Source organism: Streptomyces sp. NPDC127098 (assembly GCF_042722465.1).
Lineage (GTDB): Bacteria > Actinomycetota > Actinomycetes > Streptomycetales > Streptomycetaceae > Streptomyces > Streptomyces millisiae.
The window spans coordinates 303,831-328,682 of record NZ_JBHXFJ010000001.1 but is presented as its reverse complement, the minus strand read 5'-3'; the positions used below and the strand labels follow the sequence as shown (position 1 = coordinate 328,682).

Sequence of the window (24,852 nt, the reverse complement as noted above, 5' to 3'; positions counted from 1 at the left end):
GGCCCCCGGGGTGGGGCCCCGCGGCGGGGGGGCGGGCCATTTCCGGTGCGGGCTGCGGTCCGGGTGGTATCCCACGGGGGGCACGGGCCCCCGGGGGTCCGCCGTCGGCGCGCACCGGGGGTAGGGCGTCCGCCGTGGTGGGCCGTGAGCCGGAGGCGAACGCGGGCCGCACGGCGCACCAACCCGCGGCGCGCCGCCACTCCCGCGCGGCTGTCGCGAACACCGCGATCGCCTCCGGGTCAGAGGAGCCGGCCGACGCCAACACCACGCCGGTCTCGGCCCGGTCGGCCCGGCCGACGCCGGCCTGGGCGAGCCGCCGCTCGAGGGCGGCGAGCAGCAGCGGGTCGGGGCCGAGCACGTCGGCCCGCCGGATCGTCAGCCCCGGCAGCCGGGCGGCGGAGGCCCGCAGCACGGCCGGGATGTCGGCCTTGGCGTGGAAGGCCCTGGCCAGCAGCAGCGGCACCGCCACCACCCGCCGGGCGCCGGCGGCGTACAGCTCGGTCAGCGCCCGGTCCACGCTCGGCGCGTCGAAGTCGAGGTAGCCCACCGCCACCCGCGTCCCGGGCGCCAGCGCCCGCGCCCGCGCGGCCAGCGCGGACACGGTCGCGGCGTGCCGGCGGTCGCGGCTGCCGTGCGCGACGACCAGCAGGGGCGGGGGCGGCGGCGTGGTCACGAGGAGCGGACCAGCAGGCCGCGACCGCGCAGCACGCGGCGCTCCAGCGGGGAGAAGAACAGCAGGTCGATGGCGACGCCGACGATCAGGATCAGGATGATCGTGGCGAGCACCCCCGACATGTTCTGCATCGTGCGGTAGCCCTCCATCAGCTGGCCGAGACCGGTGCCCAGGCTCGGGGTCTGCACGATCAGCTCGGCCGCCATCAGCGAGCGCCAGGAGAAGGCCCAGCCCTGCTTGAGGCCCGCCAGGTAGCCGGGCAGCGCCGCCGGCAGCAGCACGTGCCGCACGCTGGTGAGGCCCCGGGCGCCGAGCGTCCGGCCGACCCGCAGGTACAGCGGCGGGATCTGGTCGACGCCGGCCACGATGCCGTTGGCGATGGACGGCACCGCGCCCAGCAGCACCACCGCGTAGATGGTGCCGTTGGAGAGGCCGAACCAGATGATCGCCGCCGGCACCCAGGCCACCGAGGGCAGCGACTGGAGGCCGGTCAGCACCGGCCCGATCGCCGCCCGCACCAGCTTCACGCGGGCGACGAGCAGCCCCAGCGGGGTGCCGATGGCGATGGCGACCAGGAAGCCGAGCAGGCCACGCGAGACGCTCGTCCAGATGTACTCGAACAGGGTGCCCTGCCGCCACATCTCGTCGTACTCGCCCCACACGTCGGCGGGGCTCGGCATCAGGTAGTCGGGCTGGATCTCCGCCCAGTAGACGGCCTGCCAGACGGCCAGCACCAGCAGGACGGCCACCAGCGGCGGCACCACCTTGGCGAGCACCACCCGGCCGATCGACTGCCGGTCCTGCGCCGGCACGGTGTCCAGCGCGTCGAGGCCGGCCTCCAGGCCGGCGAGGTCCGAGGCGCCGGCCGTCGGGCGCGGCGTCGTGTCACTGTTGGCCATGACGGCGGATCTCCTCCCTGAGCCGTTCGGTGATCTCCACGGAGAGCGCCGAGACCTCGGCGTCCTCGATGCGGCGCGGCTGGGGGATCTCCACCCGCCACTCGTGCGCGATCCGGCCCGGGCGCGAGGAGAGCAGCACGACGCGCTGCGCGAGCCGCACCGCCTCGCGCACGTTGTGGGTGACGAAGAGGATCGAGACGCCGGTCTCGGACCAGATCCGGGTCAGCTCCTCGTGCAGCACGTCCCTGGTGATCGCGTCGAGCGCCGCGAACGGCTCGTCCATCAGCAGCAGCTGGCTGTCCTGGGCGAGCGCCCTGGCCAGCGCGACCCGCTGCCGCATGCCGCCGGAGAGCTCGTGCACCCGCTTGTCGTACGAGCCCTGGAGCCGGACCAGGGCGAGCAGGCGCTCGGCCTCGGCGCGGCGCTCGTTCTTCTGCACGCCGCGCAGCCGCAGCGCCAGCTCCACGTTCCGGCCCGCGGTCAGCCAGGGGAAGAGCGCGTGCTCCTGGAACATCAGGGCCGGGCGGCCGCCGGGGACCGAGATCCGGCCCTCGGAGGCCGCGTCGAGCCCGGCGGTCAGGTTGAGCAGGGTCGACTTGCCGCAGCCCGAGGCCCCCAGCAGGGTGACGAACTCCCCGGGCGCGACGTCGAGGCTGATGTCGTCGAGCACCAGCTGCTGCCGGCCGGGTCGGCCGAAGGACTTCGAGACATGGTCGAGACGCACGGCGTACCCGGTCGCGACGGCGTCGGCGGCGTCGGGCTTGCCGGTGGCGGTGAGGGCCATGGTTGTCACCTCCTGGAGGCTGCGGTCACGGGACTCTCGGGCGCGTCAGTCGTCCACGCCGAGGCCGGCGTCGTCGACCTCCGGCTGCCCCGCGTCGGCGAGCACCCGGTTGAGGATGGACAGGTCGTAGATGCCGCCGAGGTCGGTCTCCTCCAGGAGCCCCGCCGTCACCGCGTGCTCGGCGCCGAGCTGGAGCGTCCCGGCCAGCGGGTCGTCGAGGAACTCGACGTTCTCCCAGGCCGGGTCGAGCACCTCGGCCGGCAGCTCGTTGCCGCCGGGCAGCGCGGCGAGGCCGGCGTTGAAGTCGGCCTTGGCCTCGTCCGGGTTGTCGTTGATCCAGGCGTTGGTATCCACCACGCCGCGCACGATGGCCTCGACCACGTCCGGGTGGTCGGCCAGGAAGTCCTGGCGGGCGATGACATGGGTGACGACATAGCGCCCGTCGTCCCACAGCTCGCCCTCGTCGAGCAGGGTCTCGGCGCCCCGGCTCACCAGGTTGGCCGCGGTGGGCTCGGGCACCCAGGCGCCGTCGATGTCCCCGCTGTCGAAGGCGGCCGGGATCTCGGCGTTGGGGATGCGGGCCACCTCGACGTCGCCGCGTCCTGACTCCGGGTCGACCTCGTAGCCGTTGTCCGCCAGGTAGTTGAGCAGCGCCACGTCCTGGGTGTTGCCGAGCTGCGGGGTGGCGATCCGGGCGCCGGCCAGGTCGTCGAGGGACGGGACGGTGTCCGGGTTCACCACCAGCGAGGCGCCGCCGGAGGCCGCCCCCGACACGATCCGCAGGCTCTGCCCGCCGGACTGCGCCCAGCCGTTGATGGCCGGGTTGGGGCCGATGAAGGTGACGTCGACCTCGCCGGCGTTGAGCGCCTCGATGGCGGAGGGGCCGGCGTTGAAGATCTGGGTGGAGACGTCGGTGCCGCCCAGCTCCTGGCGGATCAGGCCGCCGTCCTCCTGGAGGCCGACCACCGCGGTGGCGTGGGTGATGTTGGCGAAGTAGCCGATGGTCACCTCGTCGGCCGACAGGGCCTCGGCGCTCGACTCGTCCGACGACGGGTTCGACGGGCCGGCGTCGTCCTCGGAGTCCGAGCCGTAGCCGCAGGCGGCCAGGAGCAACAGCGGGAGCGCCGCGGCGGCGGTCAGCGTGCGGCGGCCGCGGCGGGCGGCTCTCCGGCGGGAGGAGCGGATGGCGGTCATGGACGGGTCCTCTCAGGGCAGGCAGGAATCGGGAACGGGGTCAACGGGCGGGGTTCAGCCCGCACATCGCCCGATCCCGCCGTGCCCCGCGCCGAGCCTGCCGCTGCCGACGCGGCCGCCCTCCTTGGCGAAGGTCGAGAAGACGTCTCCAGGGCCTGTCCGACCATTCCCGGCGGGCTCGCGACGCGCCCCCAGCCTGGCGGCTGGGAGGTGCCCCCAGACATCCCGCCTGGCGGCGTTGCCCCACGCCGCAGAGCGGTATGTCGACGCTGCGCGCGAGTACGGCCAAGTACGAGCTGCGCTGCTATCGATATGCGGCTCCGCCGCGCGGGGCGCCTTGCCAGCCGGGCGCCATGCGCCGCTCGCTGATCCACCGGGAATAGTCGGACAGGCCCTGATCCGCATCGTCAGAAGTCCCACCCCTCGGACGCCTCGTCCACGGGCTGGTCGGGGGCGCTGGCGGCGAAGGCGGTGCCCGCCATGCCGGCGGTGAGGGTGGCGCCGTCCGCCGGGTCGATCAGCAGGAAGGAGCCGGTGGCGCGGGAGTCGGCGTAGTCGTCAACGGCCAGCGGCTCGGCCGTGCGGATCACCACCCGGCCGATGTCGTTGGCCACCAGCCGGCCGGGCGCCGGGTGCTGGGAGAGGTCGTCCAGCGTCAGCCGGGACGGGATCTCCCTGACGATCGCCTTGACCGTGCGGGTGGTGTGCTTGAGCAGCACCCGGGCGCCCGGGGTCAGCGGCCGGTCGTGCAGGTGGCAGACGGTGGCGGTGAGGTCCTGGCTCGCCCCGGTGGCGCCGGCCGCCGGCACGATCAGGTCGCCGCGCGAGATGTCCAGGTCGTCGGCGAGGGTCAGGGTCACCGACATGGGCGCCCAGGCCACGTCGACGGACTGGCCGAGCGCGTCGATCCGCTCGATCACGCTGGAGTGGCCGGACGGCTGCACCAGCACCCGCTCGCCGACCCGCAGCACGCCGGAGGCGATCTGCCCGGCATAGCCCCGGTAGTCGGGGTGCTCGGCGGTCTGCGGCCTGATGACGTACTGGACGGGGAAGCGGGCCGGGTCCTCGGCCGGGTCGCGGGTGACCGGCACGGTCTCCAGGTGCTCGAGCACCGTGGGGCCGCCGTACCAGTCCATGGTGGCCGAGGCCGTGACGACGTTGTCGCCGGCGAGCGCCGAGATGGGGATCGCGGTGACCTCGGGGACGCCGAGCGAGTCGGCGTAGGCGGTGAACTCGCCGGCGATCCGGGCGAACACCGGCTCGGCGTAGTCGACCAGGTCCATCTTGTTGACGGCCAGCACCACGTGGGGGACGCGCAGCAGGGCGGCGACCGCCGCGTGCCTGCGGGTCTGCTCGACCACCCCGTGCCGCGCGTCCACCAGGATGATGGCCAGCTCGGCCGTGGAGGCGCCGGTCACCATGTTGCGGGTGTACTGCACGTGCCCCGGGGTGTCGGCGAGGATGAACCGCCGGCGCGGGGTGGCGAAGTAGCGGTAGGCGACGTCGATGGTGATGCCCTGCTCGCGCTCGGCGCGCAGGCCGTCGGTGAGCAGCGCCAGGTCGACGGAGTCGGCGCCGCGGTTGCGGGAGGCCAGCTCGACGGCCTCCAACTGGTCGGCGAGCACCGACTTGGAGTCGTGCAGTAGCCGGCCCACCAGCGTGGACTTGCCGTCGTCGACGGAGCCCGCGGTGGCGAAGCGCAGCAGCGAGGTGGCCGAGGTCTCGGCGGGCGAGGCGGCGGTCGTCATCAGAAGTACCCCTCCCGCTTGCGGTCCTCCATGGCGGCCTCGGACAGCTTGTCGTCGGCCCGGGTGGCGCCGCGCTCGGTGAGCCGGGAGGCCGCGATCTCGGCGATGATCTGCTCGATGGTGGCGGCCTCCGACTCGACCGCGCCGGTGCAGGACATGTCGCCCACGGTGCGGTAGCGGACCAGGCGGGTGGCCACCGGCTCGTCGTCCTTCGGGCCGCCCCACTCGCCCGGGGCCAGCCACATGCCGGAGCGCCCGAACACCTCGCGCTCGTGGGCGAAGTAGATCGCCGGGATGTCGATCTTCTCCCGGCCGATGTACTGCCACACGTCGAGCTCGGTCCAGTTGGAGAGCGGGAAGACCCGGACGTGCTCGCCAGGGGCGTGCCGGCCGTTGTAGAGCTGCCACAGCTCGGGGCGCTGGCGGCGCGGGTCCCAGCCGCCGAACTCGTCACGCAGCGAGAACACCCGCTCCTTGGCGCGGGCCTTCTCCTCGTCGCGGCGGCCGCCGCCGAAGACCGCGTCGAAGCGGTTGCGCTCGATCGCGTCGAGCAGCGGCACGGTCTGCAGCGGGTTGCGGGTGCCGTCGGGGCGCTCCCGCAGCCGGCCGCTGTCGATGAACTCCTGGACGTGGGCGACGTGCAGCCGCAGGGAGTGGCGGGCCACCACCTCGTCCCGGTAGTCGATCACCTCGGGGAAGTTGTGCCCGGTGTCCACGTGCAGCAGGGAGAACGGCAGCGGCGCGGGCGCGAACGCCTTGAGCGCCAGGTGCAGCATGACGATGGAGTCCTTGCCGCCCGAGAAGAGGATCACCGGGCGCTCGAACTCCCCGGCCACCTCCCGGAAGATGTGCACCGCCTCGGACTCGAGCACGTCCAGGTGGGACAGCGTGAAGGGACCACCGGGGTCGGCGGACGCCGTCATGCTCCGCTCCTCTCGCTCGTCTTCGCTCAGCGGGACCGTCACAACAGCCCCCGCTCGCCCAGCAGCGCGTGCAGCGCGCCGGCCGACTCGGCCACCGACTGCTCGTGCGCGGCGATCACCAGGTCGGGCGCGGCCGGCACCTCGTAGGGGTCGTCCACGCCGGTGAGCCCCGTGAGCTCACCGGCCGCCTGCCGCGCGTACAGGCCCTTGACGTCGCGCTCGGAGCACACGTCGACCGGCGTGGCCACGTGCACCTCCAGGTAGCCGGTGCCGGACACCTGGTGGTGCTTGCGCACCGCCTCGCGGCTGTCCGCGTACGGCGCGATCACCGGGACCAGCACCTTCACCCCGTGCGAGGCGAGGAGTTCGGCGACGAAACCGATGCGGGTGACGTTGGTGTGCCGGTCCTCGCGCGAGAAGCCGAGCCCGGCCGAGAGGAACTCCCGGATCTCGTCGCCGTCCAGCACCTCGACCCGGTGTCCTTCGGCGGTCAGGCGCTCGCCGAGCGCCCGGGCGATGGTCGTCTTGCCGGCGCTCGGCAGGCCGGTGAGCCAGATGGTGGCGCCCTGCCCTGACACGCTCATCTCCCACTCCTGAGGCTCTCGTCGGGGTGTGCTGTGGTGGGCGCGGTGGCCCGAGGGGTGTGCCGCATCAGCCGTGCAGCCCGCACTCGGTCTTGGCCAGACCGGCCCAGCGGCCCGCCCGCGCGTCCTCGCCGGCCAGCGTGCGGCGGGTGCAGGGGGCGCACCCTATGGAGGCGTAGCCGTCCTGCAGCAGCGGGTTGGTCAGCACCCCGTGCTCGGCGACATAGGCTTCCACATCCGCGTCCGTCCAGCGGGCTATCGGCGCGATCTTCACCTTGCCGCGTCGCGCGTCCCAGCCGACCACCGGCGTGCCGGCGCGGGTCGGCGACTCGTCCCTGCGCAGCCCGGTGGCCCACGCGTCGTAGTCGGCCAGGCCGGCCTCGAGCACCTCGACCTTACGCATCGCGCAGCAGCGGTCCGGGTCCCGCTCGTACAGCCGGGGCCCGTACTCGGCGTCCTGCTCGGCGACGGTCAGCCGGGGGGTGAGGGTGATGACGTTGACGTCCAGCACGGCGGCGACCGCGTCCCTGGTGCCGATCGTCTCGGGGAAGTGGTAGCCGGTGTCCAGGAACACGACGTCGACGCCGGGCCTGGCCCGGGCGGCCAGGTGGGCCACGACGGCGTCGGCCATGGAGGCCGTGACGCAGAACCGGGGTCCGAAGGTGTCGGCGGCCCAGCGCAGGATCTCCAGGGCCGGCGCCTCCTCGAGCTCGCGGCCCGCCCGCTCGGCCAGCTCGCGCAGCCGCTCGGCGCGGGGTGGCTCGGTGCTGGTGACGGTGGTCATGGTTCCGATGCCCCTTCCTCTGCCTCTGCCTTGCCTTACATCAGCCGTCGTGGTCGTCCCGGTCGCCGCGCGTCAGACCGCTGGCCAGCAGGCCGAGGAACGACAGGCGGAACGCCCGGTTGCACGCCGCGCACTCCCAGGCGCCGTGGCCGGCCTCGCTGGGGCGCAGGTCCTCGTCGCCGCAGTACGGGCAGTAGAACGGGGCCGCGCGCTCGCTCATGACAGCGCGCCCTCGTCCGCCCTGGCGACCCAGCGCGCGAACCGCTCGCCCGGCTCCCGCTGGTCGAGGTAGGTCCGCAGCACCCGCTCCACGTAGTCGGCGAGACCTTCGGCGGTGACCTTCAGGCCGCGCACCTTGCGACCGAAGCCGGGCTCGAGGCCGAGCGAACCGCCCAGGTGGACCTGGAAGCCCTCGACCTGCTCCCCGTGCTCGTCCACGACCAGTTGCCCCTTGAGACCGATGTCCGCGATCTGGATACGGGCGCAGGAGTTGGGGCAGCCGTTGATGTTGACGGTCAGCGGCTCGTCGAACTCCGGCAGCCGGCGCTCCAGCTCCTCGATCAGCCAGGCGCCCCTGGCCTTGGTCTCGACGATGGCCAGCTTGCAGAACTCGATGCCGGTGCAGGCCATGGTGCCGCGCCGGAACGGGGAGGGTTCGGCGGTCAGGCCGAGCGCGGCCAGGCCCTCGGTCAGCGAGGCGACCCGCTCCTCGGGGACGTCCAGGATCAGCATCTTCTGCTGGACGGTGGTGTTCACCCGCCCGGAGCCGTGCGCCTCGGCCAGGTCGGCGATCTTGGCGAGCGTGGTGCCGTCCACCCGGCCGACGGTGGGCGCGAAGCCCACGTAGTAGCGGCCGTCCTTCTGCCGGTGGACGCCGACGTGGTCGCGCCAGGCGTGCGGCGGGTCGGCCGGCGCGGGGCCGTCGACCAGCCGGCGCAGCAGGTACTCCTTCTCCAGCACCTCGCGGAACTTCTCCGCGCCCCAGTCGGCGACCAGGAACTTGAGGCGGGCGCGGGTACGCAGCCGGCGGTAGCCGTAGTCGCGGAAGACGGACACGACGCCCTCGTGGACGTCGGCGACCTCCTCTGCCGGCACCCAGGCGCCGAGCCGGACGCCGATCCGCGGGTTGGTGGAGAGCCCGCCGCCGACCCAGACGTCGAAGCCGGGGCCGTGCTCCGGGTGGACGACGCCGACGAACGCCACGTCGTTGACCTCGTGGGCGACGTCGAGGAGCGGGGATCCCGAGACGGCGGTCTTGAACTTCCGCGGCAGGTTCGAGTAGGCCTTGTTGCCCACCACCCGGCGGTGGATCTCCTCGATGACGGGCGTGCCGTCGATGATCTCGTCGGCCGCGATCCCGGCCACCGGGGAGCCGACGATCACCCGGGGGGTGTCGCCGCAGGCCTCGGTGGTGGACAGCCCGACGGCCTCCAGGCGGCGCCAGATCTCCGGCATGTCCTCGATGCGGATCCAGTGGTACTGGACGTTCTGCCGGTCGGTGATGTCGGCGGTGCCGCGCGCGAACTCCTGGGAGATCTCGGCGATGACGCGCAGCTGGCGGGTGGTCAGCCGGCCGCCGTCGATGCGGACGCGCAGCATGAAGAACTCGTCGTCCAGATCCTCCGGCTCCAGGATGGCCGTCTTGCCGCCGTCGATCCCGGGCCGCCGCTGCGTGTAAAGGCCCCACCAGCGCATCCGGCCACGCAGGTCCTGGCCGTCGATGGCCTGGAAGCCGCGCTGGGCGTAGATGGTCTCGATGCGGGTGCGCACGTTGAGACCGTCGTCGTCCTTCTTGACCTGCTCGTTGCCGTTCAGGGGCGTGAAGTGCCCGGCCGCCCACTGGCCTTCGCCGCGGTGGCGGCCGGCCTTGCGGCGGGTCGGGGCGGCAGGCTTCTCGGCACTGTCGGACATCGTGGCGTCGCGCCTTTCTACGGGCCTCAAGGGGGCCTGCGTGGTGGCAGGGCGGCAGCACTGAACCACCCCATGGCTCAACCGCCGCGACGGCGCGGCGGCGGGGGGATCAGCGTCGGGAAAGCGGTGGGGCGAAGGGGGCCGGGATCGCGGCTCTCACCAGGCCGGACAGATGGCGCTGGACATTCGACCGAAGTCGACGTGCCGCCGACTCACCAGGGCTATTCCAGCTTCAGACATGACGGAAGCGTGGCACGCGGTGACGCCCTCGTCCACCGTTATCCGCAATGTGGACGGGGTCGTCCCACTATGTGGTCGCTGTGGCGGGGTGGTTACGCTCGGTTGGTCACGATTCGTCGACCGCCGCGCCCGGCCACGGGCCCGGGGTGGCGACCGCCGGCTCCTCGGCCCGCGTGGTGTCGTAGACCCGGAAGCCGCGGCGCCGGTAGTTGGCCAGCGCGTGCGGCCCGTCCTTGGAGCAGGTGTGCAGCCAGACCCGGCGGGTGTCCGGCAGTCCGGGCCACCGCCGCGCCAGGTCCCACGCCCGGGCGACGCCCTCGGCGAGCAGCAGCCCGCCGAGGCCGCGACCGCGGAACGCAGGCAGGAGACCGAAGTAGCTGACCTCGACCGCGCCGTCGGGTCCCGGGTCAAGCTCCAGGAAGCCGGCCGGGGTGTCGTGCTCGTACGCCACCCAGGTCTCCACGCCCGGCCGCCCCAGGAACGCCCGCCACCGTGCCGCGTCCCAGCCGAGCCGGTCGGTCCAGGTGACGTCCTGACCGACCGCCGTGTACAGGAATCGGCTGAACTCCGGGCTCGGCACCGCGGCCCGCGCCACCCGGACCCCGGCCTCCGGGGCCGGCGTCCGCGCCGCCGGCACCAGGTCGCTCGGCGAGGTCTGCTCAAGCCACCAGGTGGTGACGGAACGGGTCGGGGTGGGCGACGTGCTCATGCCGCCCATCCCACCACAGTCAGGCGGGGCCGGGCGGAGCCGCCCGGTCCACGATCGCGCCCAGGTCGAGCGCCCCGGGCAGCGTCCCGAAGGCCGCGCCCCAGTCGCCGCCGAGCCGGGAGGCACAGAACGCGTCGGCCACGGCGGGCGGCGCGTGCTGGACCAGCAGGGCGCCCTGGAGCACCAGGGCGAGGCGCTCCACGAGACGGCGGGCGCGGGCCTCGATCCCCTCCAGGTCCGACAGCTCGGTGAGCACCCCCTTGATCGCGGCGTCCAGCCGGTGGTCGGTGCCCGCGGCCTGACCCACCTCGGTCAGGAACGCGTTCAACGCCTGCGGCTCGCGCTGCAACGCCCGCAGCACGTCCAGCGCCTGGATGTTGCCCGAGCCCTCCCAGATCGAGTTCAGCGGGGACTCGCGCAGCAGCCGCGGCATGCCGGACTCCTCCACGTAGCCGTTCCCGCCCAGGCACTCCAGGGCCTCCACCACCAGCGGCGTGCAGCGCTTGGTCACCCAGTACTTGGCGGCCGGCACCGCGATCCGCAGCAGCTGCCGGTCCCGCGCGCTGCCGGCCGCCGCCGCGTCGTGGGCCGCGGCCAGCCGCAGCGCCAGCGTCGTCGCCGCCTCCGACTCCAGGGCGAGGTCCGCCAGCACGTTCCGCATCAGCGGCCGGTCGACCAGCGGCCCGCCGAACGCCTCGCGGTGCGTGGCGTGGTGCACGGCCTGGGCCACCGCCTGCCGCATGATCGCGGCCGAGCCGGTCACGCAGTCGAGCCGGGTGGCGGCGACCATCTCGATGATCGTGGGCACCCCGCGCCCCTCCTCGCCGACCCGCCACGCCACCGTCGAGCCGTCGAACTCCACCTCGGACGAGGCGTTGGAGTGGTTGCCCAGCTTCTCCTTGAGCCGCTGGATCCGGAACGTGTTGCGGGTGCCGTCCGGCAGCACGCGCGGCAGCAGGAAACAGGTGAGGCCGCCGGGCGCCTGGGCCAGCACCAGGAAGGCGTCGGACATCGGCGCCGAGCAGAACCACTTGTGGCCCGTCAGCGCGTAGGCGCCCGGCTCGGACAGCGGCTCCGCCCGGGTGGCGTTGGCCCGTACGTCGGAGCCGCCCTGCTTCTCCGTCATCCCCATGCCGGCGATCGCACCCGCCTTGCCGGCCACCGGACGCAGCCCGGGGTCGTAGGCGTGGGCGGTCAGCAGCGGCTCCCAGACGGCGGCGAGCTCGGGTGCGGCGCGCAGCGCCGGCACCGCCGCGTGGGTCATCGACACCGGGCAGCCGTGGCCGGCGTCCACCTGCGTCCACACCAGGAACCCGGCCGTCCTGCGCAGCCGCCCGGCGGGCCGCGACACCGCGTCCGTGAGGCCGGCCTCCACCGCGGTGGCCATCAGCCGGTGGTAGTCGGGATGGAACTCGACCTCGTCGATCCGGTGGCCGTACCGGTCGTGGGTGCGCAGCACCGGCGGATGCGCGTTGGCCCGCACGCCCCACTCGATCGCCTCGGCCGAGCCGGCGGCGCGGCCGAGCGCGCGCAGCTCGGCGGTCGCCTCGTCGGCGACCTCGGGCGCGACGTGCCGGGCGAAGCCCTCGGCGAGGGCGGCGTCCGCGGAGAAGACGTCGTACTCCGTCAGCGGCGGCGGCTGGTTGGTCACCGCGTGGGTGCTGTGCGTCATGACGCCAACGGTAGGCCCGGCGTCCGTCGCCCGTCACCACCCGGAACGGCACCGGCGCCGATGGCCGGTTCCCGCCGGGTGCGCCGGCGCGTGCCCGGCGCGCCGGCGGCCGGCCGGCACCGTGTGCGGGAGCCGTCGCGAACCCTCGGCGCGCCTGCGGACAGGGGCACATCCGCGGGGTTCAATCCGGTCCGGACCTAGTACAGTTGGCCGTTCGCGGCCACAGGGATGGGAGCGGCATGGGTGTCGTCGAGCACGAAGAGAGTGTTTACGAGAGCAAAGCCCCCGCCGTCCCCGACTACCGGCAGACGGGGCCCACCGTCCCCCGGATGATCCTCGGCAGCCGGCTGCGCCGACTGCGCGAGGCGTGCGGCATCACGGGTGGCGAGGCAGGACGCCGGATCCGCGGCTCGCACTCCAAGATCAGCCGCCTCGAAATGGGCAGGACCGGTTTCAAGACACGCGACGTGCTCGACCTGCTCACCTTCTACGGCGTCACCGACGAGGCCGAGCGTGCCACGCTGCTGGCGCTGGCCAGGCAGTCCACCCAGCCCGGCTGGTGGCACGTCTTCCACGACGTGGTGCCCGGCTGGCTCAACGTCTACCTCGGCCTCGAACAGGCCGCCACCGTGATCCGCGGCTACGAGCTGCAGTTCGTCCCCGGCCTGCTGCAGACCGAGGACTACGCGCGCGCGGTCGTCGGGCTCGCGCCGGAACCGCTCGACGAGGCGGCGGTGGAGCGACGGGTCGAGCTGCGGATGGCCCGCCAGGGCGTGCTGCGGCGGGAGGACCCGCCGCGGGTCTGGCTGGTCCTCGACGAGACCACGCTGCGGCGCCCCATCGGCGGTCGTCGGGTGATGCGGGCCCAGCTCGAACACCTCATCGAGGCGGCGCGACTGCCGCACGTCACCCTCCAGATCATGCCGTTCGCCTCCGGCGGTCACGCGGCACTCGGCGGCCCCGTCACGATCCTCCGCCCGCCGGGCGGCGACCTGCCGGACGTCGTCTACCTGGAGCAGCAGACGGGCGGCGTCTACCCCGACAAGCCGACCGAGATCGAGTCCTACCGCCACGTCATGAACCGCCTCGTCCTCCAGGCCGAACCCCCGGCCGCGACCGAGCCGTTCCTGCGGCGGGTGTTGCGCGAGACGTAGGCCACGTGGCCGCGGCACCGGCCGACCGTTGCGGCGCCCGGCCGCGCGTCGTGGCCTGGCGGCCGTGCCGCGCCCACCCACCCGCCCTCGGCGGGGGGCCTTGCGCGGCGGTGAGCTGGAGGAGCGAGGTGCCGCGCGCTGCGCGCTGCGCGTGGCCTGGCGGTGGGCGGGTCGGCGGTGCCGCCCGCACGCTCTTGGCGGGTGGCCTTGTGCGGCGGTGCGCCGGCCGCGCGTAGCGCGGCCGGCGGAAGGCGGGGGGCGCCGCAGCGGTGCGCCGGCTGCGCCGCGCAGCGTGCCGGCGGTGCCGCGCCCACCCACCCGCCCCTGTCGGGGAGGCTGGGGGTACGGGCGAGCGCCCGGCGGGCTGCCTTTCGGGCGGCCTGCGCCCACGCGGAGCGTCGTGGCCTGGCGGCGGGCGGGTCGGCTGCGTCGCGCCCACCCAACCGCCCTCGCGGGGCGCCGGCGGCCCGGCGGCGGAGCCGCCGCGGGTGGTGCCGGCCCGCCGTGTCGCGCTCCTGCGGCGAAGCCGCCGCGCGCAGCGCGGAGGCCGCCCGCGGAGCGGGGAAGGGCGGGTGGGTGGGGGAAACCCCCGAAGCGGCGGCCTCGGGCCGTCGCCGGCGGTAGGCCGCCAGGCCGGGATCGCTGTGGGCGAACAGCGCGCCATCTCGGGAACATCCGCGAAGCGCTCGACATTGAGTCGGAATAGCTCAATTTGCCTGCCGAGGGAGAGATCATGAGTCTGTCGCTGGACAAGCTCACCCTGCCGGTGCTGCCGCTCGACGACGAGGTGGTGCTGCCGGGGATGGTGGTGCCGTTGGAGCTGAAGGACGCCGAGGTGCGTGGCGCGGTCGAGGCCGCGCAGGCCGCGGCGCCCCGAGGGGAGAAGCCGCGGGTGCTGCTCGTGCCGCGGGTCGACGGGACCTACGCCGGCGTGGGCGTGGTGGGCCGGGTGGAGCAGGTCGGGCGGCTCGCCGACGGTGACCCCGGCGCGCTGGTGCGCGGCGTGAGCCGGGTGCGGATCGGCTCCGGTACCACCGGTCCCGGCGTCGCGCTCTGGGTCGAGGGCACCGTGGTCGAGGAGGCCGTGCCGAACCCGCTGCCCGGCAGCGTCGCCGAGCTGGCCAAGGAGTACAAGGCCCTGACCACCAGCTGGCTGCGGAAGCGCGGCGCCTGGCAGGTCGTGGACCGGGTGCAGCAGATCGAGGACATCGGCGCGCTGGCCGACAACGCCGGCTACTCGCCGTTCCTCAGCGTCGAGCAGCGGCGCACGCTGCTGGAGACCGTCGACCCGGTGGAGCGGTTGAAGCTCGCGACCAAGTTGCTCAGCGACCACCTGGCCGAGGAGGAGGTCGCCGAGTCCATCGCCAAGGACGTGCAGGACGGCGTCGACAAGCAGCAGCGCGAGTTCCTGCTGCGCCGCCAGCTGGAGGCCGTCCGCAAGGAGCTGGCCGAGCTCAACGGTGACGCCGCGGGCGAGGGCGACGACTACCGGGCCCGGGTGGAGGCCGCGGAGCTGCCGGAGAAGGTGCGCGAGGCCGCGCTCAAGGAGGTCGACAAGCTGGAGCGCTCCTCCGACGCCAGCCCGGAGGGCAGCTGGATCCGCACCTGGCTGGACACCGTGCTCGAACTGCCGTGGAACGTCCGCACCGAGGACGCCTACGACATCGCCGGAGCCAAGGCCGTGCTGGACGCGGACCACGCGGGCCTGGAGGACGTGAAGGAGCGCATCACCGAGTACCTGGCCGTCCGCAAGCGGCGCGGCGACCGTGGCCTCGGGGTGGTCGGCGGGCGGCGCGGCGGTGCCGTGCTGGCGCTGGTCGGCCCGCCCGGCGTCGGCAAGACGTCCCTGGGAGAATCCGTGGCCCGTGCCATGGGTCGGAAGTTCGTCCGCGTCGCGCTCGGCGGGGTCCGGGACGAGGCGGAGATCAGGGGCCACCGGCGCACCTACGTCGGCGCGCTGCCCGGCCGGATCGTGCGGGCCGTCAGGGAGGCCGGGTCGATGAACCCGGTGGTGCTGCTCGACGAGATCGACAAGGTCGGCAGCGACTACCGGGGCGACCCCTCGGCCGCGCTGCTCGAGGTCCTCGACCCGGCGCAGAACCACACCTTCCGGGACCACTACCTGGAGGTCGAGCTCGACCTGTCGGACGTGGTGTTCCTGGCCACGGCCAACGCCCTGGAGGCCATCCCGCAGCCGCTGCTCGACCGGATGGAGCTGGTGCGGCTCGACGGCTACACGGAGGACGAGAAGGTCGTGATCGCCCGCGACCACCTGGTCCCGCGCCAGCTGGAGCGGGCCGGACTCGACGCCGGCGAGGTGACCGTCGAGGACGGCGTGCTGCGCCGGCTGGCCGGCGAGTACACCAGGGAGGCGGGCGTCCGCGCCCTGGAGCGCACCGTCGCCAGGCTGCTGCGCAAGGTCGCGGCCCGCGCCGAGCTGGGCGAGACCACCCTGCCGTTCACCGTCACCGAGGGCTCGCTGCGCGACCTGATCGGCCGCCCGCACCACGTGCCGGAGTCCGCGCAGGAGCCGGCCGAGCGGCGCACCGCGGTGCCCGGGGTGGCCACCGGGCTGGCCGTCACCGGTACCGGAGGCGACGTCCTCTACATAGAGGCGTCGCTCGCCGACCCGGAGACCGGCGGCTCGGGGCTCACCCTCACCGGGCAGCTGGGCGACGTGATGAAGGAGTCGGGCCAGATCGCCCTCTCCTACCTGCGGTCGCGTGGCGCCGAGCTGGAGCTGCCGGTCGGCGACCTGCGGGAGCGCGGCATCCACCTGCACGTGCCGGCGGGCGCGGTCCCGAAGGACGGGCCGAGCGCGGGCATCACCATGACCACGGCGCTCGCCTCGCTGCTCAGCGGCCGCCGGGTGCGGCCCGACGTAGCGATGACCGGCGAGGTGTCGCTGACCGGGCGGGTCCTCCCGATCGGCGGCGTCAAGCAGAAGCTGCTCGCCGCCCACCGCGCCGGGATGACGACCGTGATCATCCCCAAGCGGAACGAGCCCGACCTGGACGACGTGCCGGCCGAGATCCTGGCGAAGCTGGACGTCCACCCGGTCACGGACGTCCGCCAGGTGCTGGAGCTGGCGCTGGCCCCGGCCGAGTCGCCCACGGTGGCCGTCGCGGCCTGATCGCGGCGTGGGTCGGCGGCCGGTCCCGCGAGGGCGGGACCGGCCGCCGCGCGTCCTCGCGGGGCGCGTAGTCTGCTGCGCCATGAGTCCTTCGATCGCCACCAACACCCCGGTCGACCTGGCCAGGCTGCTCGACTTCGTCCGCCCCCGCCACCGCGCGCTGCTGCTCACCCGCAGGTCCGACGGAACCCCGCAGGCCTCGCCGCTGACCTGCGGCGTCGACGACGCGGGACATCTGGTGATCGCCACCTACCCGGAGCGCGCCAAGACGCGCAACGCCCGCCGCGACCCGCGGGTGAGCGTCGTCGTGCTCTCGGACGAGTGGGACGGTCCCTGGGTGCAGATCGACGGCACCGCCGAGGTGCTTGACGTGCCGGAGGCCGTCGAGCCGCTTGTCGAGTACTACCGCAACATCGCGGGCGACCACCCCGACTGGGCCGAGTACCGGGCCGCGATGGTCCGCCAGGGCAAGTCGCTGATCAGGATCACGCCGGACCGCTGGGGCCCGATCGCCACCGGCGGCTTCCCCGCGCGCCTCGCCCCCTGATCACCGCACGTCCATGTCCGATTCCCGCTAGCACCGGCCCCGGGGCGGGCGCAGACTGGGGAGCGTGATGGACGATGACAGCAGGTACGAGGCGATAAGAAGCCGCGACGAGCGCTTCGACGGGGTGTTCTTCACGGCCGTGCTGACGACCGGCATCTACTGCCGGCCGAGCTGCCCCGCGACCACCCCCAAGCGCGTCAACGTGCGCTTCTACCCCTCGGCGGCGGCCGCCCAGGCCGCCGGGTTCCGGGCCTGCCGGCGCTGCCGTCCCGACACGGTGCCCGGCTCGCCGGAGTGGAACGCCAGGGGCGACGCCGTCGGCCGCGCGATGCGCGCGATCGCCGACGGCGTGGTGGACCGCGAGGGCGTCGCGGGCCTCGCCGACCGGCTCGGCTACAGCGCGCGCCAGGTGCAGCGGCAGCTCACCGCCGAGCTCGGCGCGGGCCCCATCGCCCTGGCCCGCGCCCAGCGCGCGCACACCGCCCGGGTCCTGCTGCAGACCACGGACCTGCCCATCACCGAGGTCGCCTTCGCCGCCGGGTTCGCCAGCGTCCGGCAGTTCAACGACACGATCCGCACCGCCTACGACCGCACCCCCAGCGCGCTGCGGGCCAGCGAGCGCGGCGCCGCGGCGGCCCGCGGCGGCCCGGCGGGCGACGTCCCGCTGCGGCTGGCCCACCGCGGCCCCTACGACGCCCGCGCGATCTTCGACTTCCTCGCGCTGCGCGCCATCGCCGGCATCGAGGAGGTCTCAGGAGCGCCCGGCGCCCGCACCTACCGCCGCACGCTCGACCTGCCGCACGGCAGCGGCATCGTCGAGGTCGACGAGTCCCCGGGCCAGGCCGGCGCCCGCTGGCTGCCCTGCCGCGTCCACCTCACCGACCTGCGCGACCTGACCACCGCCGTGCAGCGGGCCCGCCGCCTCTTCGACCTGGACGCCGACCCCTACGCCGTCGCCGAACGGCTCGCCGCCGACCCGGCGCTCGGCGCCCTGGCCCGCGCCCGCCCAGGGCTCCGCTCGCCTGGCGCCGCCGAGCCCGAGGAGCTCGCGGTGCGCGCCGTGCTCGGCCAGCAGATCACCGTCACCTCGGCCCGCACCCTGGCCGGCACGCTGGTCGCCGCCTACGGCAAGCCGCTGCCGGCGCCCAGCGGCGGGCTCACCCATCTCTTCCCCGAGCCGGCCACCCTGGCCGAGGCCCCGCTGACCGAGCTCGGCATGCCCGAGGCCCGCCGGGCCACCATCAGGACGCTGGCCGCCGCGCTCGCCGACGGCGCGCTGACGCTCGCGCCGGGCGCCGACCGCGACGCGGCCGAGCAGGCCCTGCTCGCGCTGCGCGGCATCGGCCCCTGGACCGCCGGCTACGTGCGGATGCGCGCGCTCGGCGACCCCGACGTCTTCCTGCCGGGCGACGCCGGCGTCCGCCACGGCCTCGCCAGGATCGACGCGGACCGCGACGCGGCGGAGCGGTGGCGCCCCTGGCGCTCCTACGCCGTTCACCACCTGTGGGCCGGGGAGCCGTCCCCGACCGACCGAGAGGACTGACCGACCATGCGTTACACCGTTCACCCGAGCCCACTGGGCGACCTGCTGATCGCCGGGCCCCGCCCCGGCGCCGTCGCCTCGGTCAGCGTGCCGGGACAGCGCGGCGGCGCCACGGTGGCCGCCGACTGGCGGCGCGACGACGCCGGCTTCGACGCCGTGCGCGAGCAGTTCGACGCGTACTTCGCCGGCGAGTTGACCGAGTTCGACCTGGAACTGGCGCCCAGCGGGACCGAGTTCAGGCGCCGCGTGTGGGACGCGCTCGACCGGATCGGCTACGGCCAGACCGTCAGCTACGGTCGGGTCGCGGAACTCGCCGGGCTCTCGCCACGCGCCGTCCGCGCCGTGGGCGGCGCGGTGGGCGCCAACCCGCTGATGGTGGTGCGGCCCTGTCACCGCGTCATCGGCGCCGACGGCTCACTCACCGGATACGCCGGTGGCCTGGACCGCAAGGTCACCCTCCTCCGTCTGGAGGGCGCGCTCACGGCCCAGGCCACCGCTGACTGAGCGTCCGCTCAGCCGAACTGCCGCTCTATGCGGGCCAGCTTCTCCTCCAGGGAGTCGAGCCTGGGGGCCGCCGTCGAGATCGGGTCGGCGACGTCGTCGGCCGGCCCGTGCAGCGCGCGGCGCTTGCTCGCGGCGCCGGACTCCAGCGCGGCCGGCTCGCCCGACTGCTGCGACACCGCGACCTCCAACGCCTGCGGCTGGCCGCGGCCCACCCGGCGCAGCGCCTTCAGGCGCGCCCGCTCGAGCACCCGCTCCTCGCGCTGCCGCTTGCGGGCCGCCTCCTTGTTCCTGCGGTCCTCGCGGACCTCCTCGACCGCCTCGTCCAGCGTGCGCACGTTCTCCAGCAGCATCAACGACCAGGCGCCGTAGGTCTCGCGGGGCGCCCGCAGCCAGCGGACGAAGCGGATCTGCGGCAGCGGCCGCGGCACCAGGCCCTGCTCGCGCAGCGCGGCGCGGCGCGTCTGCTTGAGCGCCCGGTCGAAGAGGATGGCCGCGGAGAGCGACATGCCGGCGAAGAACTGCGGGGCGCCCGCGTTGTCGATACCGCGCGGCGCGTGCACCCAGTTGAACCAGGCGGCGGCGCCGGCGAACAGCCACACCAGCATCCGCGAGCCCATCGACGAGTCGCCGTGGCTGGCCTCGCGGACCGCGACCACCGCGCAGAACATCGCCGCGCCGTCGAGGCCGAACGGCACCAGGTACTCCCAGCCGCCCGACAGGTTCAGGTTCTCCCGGCCGAAGCCGACCAGGCCCTGGAACGACAGGGCGGCCGCGACCCCGGCGCAGCAGAACAGCAGCGTGTAGGAGGCGATGGCGTAGGCCCGCTCGCGGCGCCGGCGTTGGGCTTCCAGGCGCTCCCAGGAGTCACCCTGGTCGGCGTGCTCGCCGGACGGTCCCTTGCCCCTGGTCAGCAGGAACACCGCGAGGAAGGCGCCGCCGAGGAGGACGGCCCCCGCCACTACCCAGCCTGTCTCTATGTCCGTCAGTGTCATAGGGGTGCCCCTTGCCTGGGTGTGCTGATTGCGCCGTGCGTGTGCTGATTCCGTGGTGTCACTGTGAGCCGCTGCGGAGCATCCTGATGCTACCGGAGGCCCGGTCACCCCGATTCCGGGCAGAATCCCACCAACGGGTGGTAAACAAGGGAAAGTTGCGTTGGCTGGTACGCAATCTGTTACACGCTTGCGGTCAGCCTCGTGACCCGCTCGGCGTCGCACGTGCGCGGGCAGGTGACGCAGGTGTCCTGGGGGCGCAGCGTGTAGAACATGCAGCAGCTCGCCCGGTCCCTGGTCGTCAACTCCTCTCCCGCCGGCGCCGTCAACGAGCGGAACGACGCACCACCCGAGTAGGGCGCGGTCGCGCCCGGCAGCAGCCGCCCGGCCTCGGCTATGGCCCGGTCCTCCTCGCCGAACAGATGCCCGAGGTACCACAGCGACTCGACCAGCTCGTCCGTCGCCACGCCCCACAGCGCCCGGTTCCGGCGGCGCATCCGCGGCCCGAAGGTGGTGAGGACCGGACCCAGGTGCTCGGCCGCCGCCTCGCGCACCGCGGCGCGCAGGGCCTCCTCGTCCGGCACCACCCTGGCCGCCGGGTCGCCGGCCGCCGGGTCGTCGGGCAGACAGCTGAACGCACCGGTGCGGACGGCCACCCGGCCCTCGTCGCGCTGGAACGCCACGTCCTCGGGCGCCAGCCACGGCACCCGGCGCAGCAGGAAGTACGGCACGGTGAACAGCGCCGCCGCCGGCCAGGCGTAGCGGTGCAGCGCGAAGGCGGCCACGACGTCGGGACGGGCGCGCCGTCCGTAGGTCTCCAGGGCCTGCTCGTCGTCGCGGGCCAGGAACGCCTCGAAGGCCGCGCCGCCGGCGGCGAGCTCGCTGCCGCGCACCCAGCCGGCGCCGGCCGGCTCCTCCTCCACGATCTGAAGCGTGGGCATCGCCTCGCCGACGCGCGTGAACGCGGGGGTGAGGGGCGTGGCGGCCGCCGCCTTCCGGTGGGCGGCGGGGGCGAGCGCGGGCACGGTCATGGAGCCACCGTTCTCGAGCGGGCAGGTAAGCCTTACCTTAGCTGATCCCTCCCGGGGGCGCCTCCGGGGTTTGCTGAGACGCCAACTCGGCCTAGGGTCCTGTGAGGTGGGGACCAGCGGCAGGGAGCGGACGGAGCGGACGATGGAGCCCACTCGACTCGACCCCGGGTACCAGGACCCGCGGTACGCGGCGGCCGAGCGGCCCGCGCCGCGCACCGCTCGGCCGCCGCTGCCCGTCCGACCGCGCTCACTGCCCGAGCGTCACTCGGTGCGCGCCCAGGTCCTGGCCGCGCTCCGGGACGCCCTCGCCACCGGTGAGCTGGAGCCGGGCGAGACGTACTCGGCCCCGGCGCTCGCCGAGCGCTACGGCACCTCGCCGACGCCGGTGCGGGAGGCCATGCAGCGGCTGGTCAGCGAGGGCGCGGTGGAGACCGTCCCCAACCGCGGCTTCCGGGTCGCGGGACACAGCGCCAGGGACGCGGCGGAACTCGCCGAGGTGCGGGCCGCGCTCGAGGTGCCGGCGATCCTGCGACTCGCCAGGATCGTGCCACCGGAGCGATGGGACGAGCTGAGCCCGCTGGCCGAGGCCACCGTCACCGCCGCCTCGGTCGGCGACCGCGCGGCGTACGCCGAGGCGGACCGCGGCTTCCACCGCGCGCTGCTGACGCTGACCGGCAACCGCCAGCTGGTGCTCGTCGCCGAGGACCTGCACCGCAAGTCCCAGACGCCGGCCGCGCAGGGCACCCGCCCCGGCACCGCCGAACTCCTCGCCGACGCGCTCGAACACGCCGCCCTGCTGGACGCGCTGCGCGCCGGCGACCTGGTCGCCGTCGAACGCCTCGCCACCCACCACCTCGGCGCCGACCCCGACCGCGCCGAACACGGCTACCGCTAGCCTGCGGCGCGCAGCCGCGTCCCGCCGGCGTGGCCTTGCGTGGCCGCCAGGCCACGCGGCGCGCCGATCGGCTCGGTTGTTCTGCCGCATGCGGCCTTGCGCCTGCGGCGCGAAGCTGCGGCACGACCGGCCGCCTGGCGGAGCGGCGATCGCGGCCGGACCGTTAGCCGTCGGCGCGGGGCGCGGCGGCGGCATGGGCACGGCGCCGCCAGGCGGCCGAGTTGCCGCGCCGTTGGCGCGGCGCGGCCGCCGGCGAGGCGGTCGTGGCGGGCCGCGCCGCGTTGTCGGCGGCGTCGAGTGGGGCACGTGGTCGCCGGGCCCGCGCTGGCAGGCGCGTCGCGTTACGCGGCTGCGGGGGGTGGGAGGTGGGCGGACAGCCAGCGGGGGACGCCGCCGAGGAGGCGGAAGAGGCGGGCGGCCTCGGCGCGCAGCCGGGTGGACTCCGGTTCGGGTTCGACCTCGGCGAGCGCCACCAGCGCCGGCGCTATCCCGACCAGGAAGCCGGTCTCCTCGCGCAGCCGGAGCGACTCGGTGAAGCCGTGCCTGGCCTCGGTCGGGTTACCGGCCAGCAGTTCGAGCGCGGCCAGGTGGCGCCAGGTGTAGGAGGTGAGCAGCGCGTCGCCCCGGTTGAGCGCCTCGTTGTGGGCTCGCCGGTAGCCGGCCTCGGCCGCCTGGGGGTTGCCGCTGACGTGCTCCGCCATCAGCCCGCGCCGGAAGTCGAGCAGCGGTCGGCAGGGCGAGTCGGGCGCGAGCAGCGCCGCCGAGCGGCCGAGCGCGGCGCGCGCCTCGTCGGCCCGGTCCCGCACCCGCAGCAGCGTGGACGCGTACGCGAGGTAGCCGCGTTCGCACGCCGCCGCGCCGCGCTCCTCGTCGTCCAGCGACAGCGACTCCGCCGCCCGCAGCGCCTCCTCGGCCCGCCCCCAGCCCTCCCCGGTGAACATGCAGCGCTCCACGAGCAGTTCGGCGCGGCGCAGGGCCGCCCGCGGCTCGGCCGCCGCGCGTGGCTCGACCAGGGCGGCCGCGTCCTCCCAACAGCCCCTCGACCGCAGTCGCCACACCGCACTGTCGAGTGGATCACCGCCCGCCGTCCTGACGGAATGTGGTACGGCGGTCTCCGTCACATGCCCTCCCGTGGCGCTTCGTCGAGCCGATGGTGGTGCCTGGTGGTGCCAGGTGGTGCTGAGATGAATGCATCTCAGCACGAGGCGTGGCGCCGGGCCAAGAGGCTGCGTGAAAGAAATCACAAGGAGAATCGGTTCAGCGTCGGCCCGGCGGGGCGGAGTTCACCTCGGCGGGTCGAGACGCAGCGCCAGGAAGAAGTCCAGCTTGTCCTCAAGACGCCCGAGATCGCGGCCCGTCAGGTGCTCGATGCGGCCGATCCGGTAGCGGAGCGTGTTGACGTGCACGTGGAGGTCGGCCGCGCAGCGGGTCCAGGAGCCGTCGGCGGCCAGGAAGGCCCGGAGGGTCGGCACGAGCTCCGAGCGGTGCCGCCGGTCGTAGGCGCGCAGCGGTTCGAGCAGCCGGGCCGTGAACGCGCGCCGCACGTCGTCCGGGACGAACGGCAGCAGCAGCACGTGCGAGGCCAGCTCCTCGTGGCCCGCGCCGGACACCCGGCCGCCCCTGGCCGCGGCCACCCGGCGCGCGTGCCGCGCCTCCTCCACCGCGCCGCGCAGCGCCTCCGCCGACGGCACGGCCGCGCTCACCCCGAGGGTGAGCCGCCCTTCGGCGCCGAGCCCGGCGGCCAGCGGGGCCCCCGCCGGATCGAGCACGGCGGCCGCCGTCAACGGGGTGTCCCGCACCGGCAGCGGCACCAGCGCCACCGCCTCCCCGCCGCCGTGCGTCACGGCAGCGGCCGGCAGCAGCTCCTCAAGCAGCGCCCGGCCGACCTGGCCGACGTCGAACTCCACGTCCGGCCACTCCACCCGGGCCGCCACCACCTGCCACTCCGGCTCGGCGCCCCGGGAGCCGAGCAACGGCGCCACCACCCGCAACCGGGCCGCCACCTCGGCCGGCGGCGCGCCGGCCGAGACCAGCTCCACCACCTCGGTGGCCAGCCGGCGCTGGACCGTGCGCGTCGCCTCCCGGCGGTCCCGCTCGGCGGCGACCAGACGCGCCACGCCGTCCAGCAGGTCGAGCCGCTCGGCCGGCCAGTCGCCGGCGTCGGCGCGCACCGCGAGCAGCCAGCCGGACAGCAGCGTCCGCCGTGGGTCGGTCTCGTCCTCGCCGACCGGGAAGAGCGAGTACACCTCGCCGTCGAGCACCGTGCGCGACGGGCCGCGGTGGCCGGCGCGGGTGGCCGCGAGCCGCCGCTCGGCCAGCGCGCCGCCGGCGCGGGCGGGCTGCGGCCGGCCGGCGGTCGCGGCGACCTGCCGGCCGGTCGCCGACAGCAGCCAGGCCCGCAGGTCCAGGTCGGAGCCGAGCAGGTCGAGCACCGCGCCAGGGCCGCCGCCGGCGGGGCCGGCCGCCATCAGGCGCCGGTGCCGGTCGACCACGGCCGCCAGGTCGCCGGCCCGCTCGCCCGACACCCGGCGCACCACGAACTCGGTGATGTCGACGAAGCTGACCTCCTCGCCCACCGCGAACAGCGGCATCCCGATCCGCGCGCAGGCCGTGGTCAGGTCGTCCGGCACCGAGCCGAGCTCGGCCTCGCCGGCGGCGAGGCCCGCCACCCCGGCGGCGGCCAGGACCCGCACGAACGGCTCGGCGTCGCCGGGTCCTCGCCACCAGGCGAGGCCGGTCAGCACCAGCTCGCCGCCGCGCAGGTAGCGGCTCGGGTCGCGCAGGTCCGTCGTCATCACCCCGCGCACCGGCCGGTCGAGCTCGGGCTCGCCGGCCAGCAGCCGCAGCCCGAACGACTCCGTCTCCAGCAGCGTGCGCAGTCGCATGCCGCGCTCCGTTCGCCGATTTCCCCGGTGTTGCCCCATGGCTGCCGTAT

General features: G+C 74.7%; 22 protein-coding genes. 6 read left to right on the top strand and 16 right to left on the bottom strand.

From position 1 onward, the window contains the following. The 12 genes from ACFWI8_RS01445 to ACFWI8_RS01390 form a co-directional block, all read right to left on the bottom strand. The coding region (locus tag ACFWI8_RS01445) for a sirohydrochlorin chelatase (protein ID WP_387084285.1) at positions 1-673 on the bottom strand (673 nt) is incomplete at its 3' end. Then, positions 670-1,572 (bottom strand): ABC transporter permease, encoded by a 903-nt coding sequence (locus ACFWI8_RS01440; protein WP_387084283.1) that lies wholly within the window; start codon positions 1,570-1,572, stop codon positions 670-672. The genes ACFWI8_RS01440 and ACFWI8_RS01445, both read right to left, overlap by 4 nt. After that, on the bottom strand, positions 1,559-2,365 hold the full coding sequence (locus ACFWI8_RS01435; RefSeq protein WP_387084281.1) for an ABC transporter ATP-binding protein: 807 nt from the start codon (positions 2,363-2,365) through the stop codon (positions 1,559-1,561). The genes ACFWI8_RS01440 and ACFWI8_RS01435 overlap by 14 nt, the downstream gene beginning before the upstream one ends. A gap of 36 nt (positions 2,366-2,401) precedes the next feature. Continuing rightward, positions 2,402-3,550: an ABC transporter substrate-binding protein gene (locus ACFWI8_RS01430; RefSeq protein ID WP_387084279.1), complete on the bottom strand. Its 1,149-nt coding sequence runs from the start codon at positions 3,548-3,550 to the stop codon at positions 2,402-2,404. 407 nt (positions 3,551-3,957) lie between these two features. Then, the gene (locus ACFWI8_RS01425; protein ID WP_387084277.1) at positions 3,958-5,298 is read right to left on the bottom strand and encodes a sulfate adenylyltransferase subunit 1; all 1,341 of its coding nucleotides are present in this window, start codon (positions 5,296-5,298) and stop codon (positions 3,958-3,960) included. Continuing rightward, positions 5,298-6,221, bottom strand: a complete 924-nt coding sequence (gene cysD / locus ACFWI8_RS01420; protein ID WP_387084275.1) for a sulfate adenylyltransferase subunit CysD — start codon at positions 6,219-6,221, stop codon at positions 5,298-5,300. The genes ACFWI8_RS01425 and cysD overlap by 1 nt, the downstream gene beginning before the upstream one ends. A gap of 38 nt (positions 6,222-6,259) precedes the next feature. Then, positions 6,260-6,805, bottom strand: a complete 546-nt coding sequence (gene cysC, locus ACFWI8_RS01415; RefSeq protein ID WP_387084273.1) for an adenylyl-sulfate kinase — start codon at positions 6,803-6,805, stop codon at positions 6,260-6,262. Positions 6,806-6,872: 67 nt separating this feature from the next. Further along, positions 6,873-7,589, bottom strand: a complete 717-nt coding sequence (locus ACFWI8_RS01410) for a phosphoadenylyl-sulfate reductase (RefSeq protein WP_387084271.1) — start codon at positions 7,587-7,589, stop codon at positions 6,873-6,875. A 40-nt stretch (positions 7,590-7,629) separates the two neighbouring features. Next, complete coding sequence (locus tag ACFWI8_RS01405) at positions 7,630-7,809, bottom strand: hypothetical protein (RefSeq protein ID WP_311604347.1); 180 nt, start codon at positions 7,807-7,809, stop codon at positions 7,630-7,632. Continuing rightward, complete coding sequence (locus ACFWI8_RS01400) at positions 7,806-9,500, bottom strand: nitrite/sulfite reductase (protein ID WP_387084269.1); 1,695 nt, start codon at positions 9,498-9,500, stop codon at positions 7,806-7,808. Before ACFWI8_RS01400 ends, ACFWI8_RS01405 begins: the two co-directional genes overlap by 4 nt. Positions 9,501-9,846: 346 nt before the next feature. Then, complete coding sequence (locus tag ACFWI8_RS01395) at positions 9,847-10,449, bottom strand: GNAT family N-acetyltransferase (protein WP_387084267.1); 603 nt, start codon at positions 10,447-10,449, stop codon at positions 9,847-9,849. A gap of 19 nt (positions 10,450-10,468) precedes the next feature. After that, entirely contained in the window at positions 10,469-12,121 is a 1,653-nt protein-coding gene (locus ACFWI8_RS01390) for an acyl-CoA dehydrogenase family protein (protein WP_387084265.1), read from the bottom strand. A gap of 239 nt (positions 12,122-12,360) precedes the next feature. Here ACFWI8_RS01390 and ACFWI8_RS01385 point away from each other — a divergent pair, with 239 nt between their 5' ends. From ACFWI8_RS01385 to ACFWI8_RS01365, 5 genes are all read left to right on the top strand, one after another. Next, on the top strand, positions 12,361-13,275 hold the full coding sequence (locus ACFWI8_RS01385; protein WP_387084263.1) for a helix-turn-helix domain-containing protein: 915 nt from the start codon (positions 12,361-12,363) through the stop codon (positions 13,273-13,275). A gap of 733 nt (positions 13,276-14,008) precedes the next feature. Next, complete coding sequence (gene lon / locus ACFWI8_RS01380) at positions 14,009-16,408, top strand: endopeptidase La (protein WP_387084261.1); 2,400 nt, start codon at positions 14,009-14,011, stop codon at positions 16,406-16,408. 82 nt (positions 16,409-16,490) lie between these two features. Next, complete coding sequence (locus tag ACFWI8_RS01375; RefSeq protein WP_387084259.1) at positions 16,491-16,955, top strand: PPOX class F420-dependent oxidoreductase; 465 nt, start codon at positions 16,491-16,493, stop codon at positions 16,953-16,955. A 67-nt stretch (positions 16,956-17,022) separates the two neighbouring features. Continuing rightward, positions 17,023-18,498, top strand: a complete 1,476-nt coding sequence (locus tag ACFWI8_RS01370; RefSeq protein ID WP_387084303.1) for an AlkA N-terminal domain-containing protein — start codon at positions 17,023-17,025, stop codon at positions 18,496-18,498. 6 nt (positions 18,499-18,504) lie between these two features. Further along, on the top strand, positions 18,505-19,002 hold the full coding sequence (locus ACFWI8_RS01365; protein WP_387084257.1) for a methylated-DNA--[protein]-cysteine S-methyltransferase: 498 nt from the start codon (positions 18,505-18,507) through the stop codon (positions 19,000-19,002). Between the two features lie 8 nt (positions 19,003-19,010). Here the strand turns inward: ACFWI8_RS01365 and ACFWI8_RS01360 are convergent, their stop codons facing one another. Both ACFWI8_RS01360 and ACFWI8_RS01355 read right to left on the bottom strand, forming a co-directional pair. Continuing rightward, positions 19,011-19,994: a DUF2637 domain-containing protein gene (locus ACFWI8_RS01360; protein WP_387084255.1), complete on the bottom strand. Its 984-nt coding sequence runs from the start codon at positions 19,992-19,994 to the stop codon at positions 19,011-19,013. Between the two features lie 179 nt (positions 19,995-20,173). Beyond that, positions 20,174-21,022, bottom strand: a complete 849-nt coding sequence (locus ACFWI8_RS01355; protein ID WP_387084253.1) for a (2Fe-2S)-binding protein — start codon at positions 21,020-21,022, stop codon at positions 20,174-20,176. A 142-nt stretch (positions 21,023-21,164) separates the two neighbouring features. On the opposite strand from ACFWI8_RS01355, the gene ACFWI8_RS01350 reads away from it, so the two are divergent. Then, positions 21,165-21,917, top strand: coding sequence for a GntR family transcriptional regulator (locus ACFWI8_RS01350; RefSeq protein WP_387084251.1), 753 nt, complete (start codon positions 21,165-21,167; stop codon positions 21,915-21,917). Between the two features lie 341 nt (positions 21,918-22,258). Here ACFWI8_RS01350 and ACFWI8_RS01345 read toward each other — a convergent pair whose 3' ends face one another. Then, positions 22,259-23,038, bottom strand: a complete 780-nt coding sequence (locus ACFWI8_RS01345; protein ID WP_387084249.1) for a hypothetical protein — start codon at positions 23,036-23,038, stop codon at positions 22,259-22,261. Between the two features lie 162 nt (positions 23,039-23,200). After that, a complete protein-coding gene (locus ACFWI8_RS01340) occupies positions 23,201-24,802 on the bottom strand; it encodes a PucR family transcriptional regulator (protein WP_387084247.1) in 1,602 nt (533 codons plus the stop codon). Positions 24,803-24,852 lie beyond the last annotated feature (50 nt).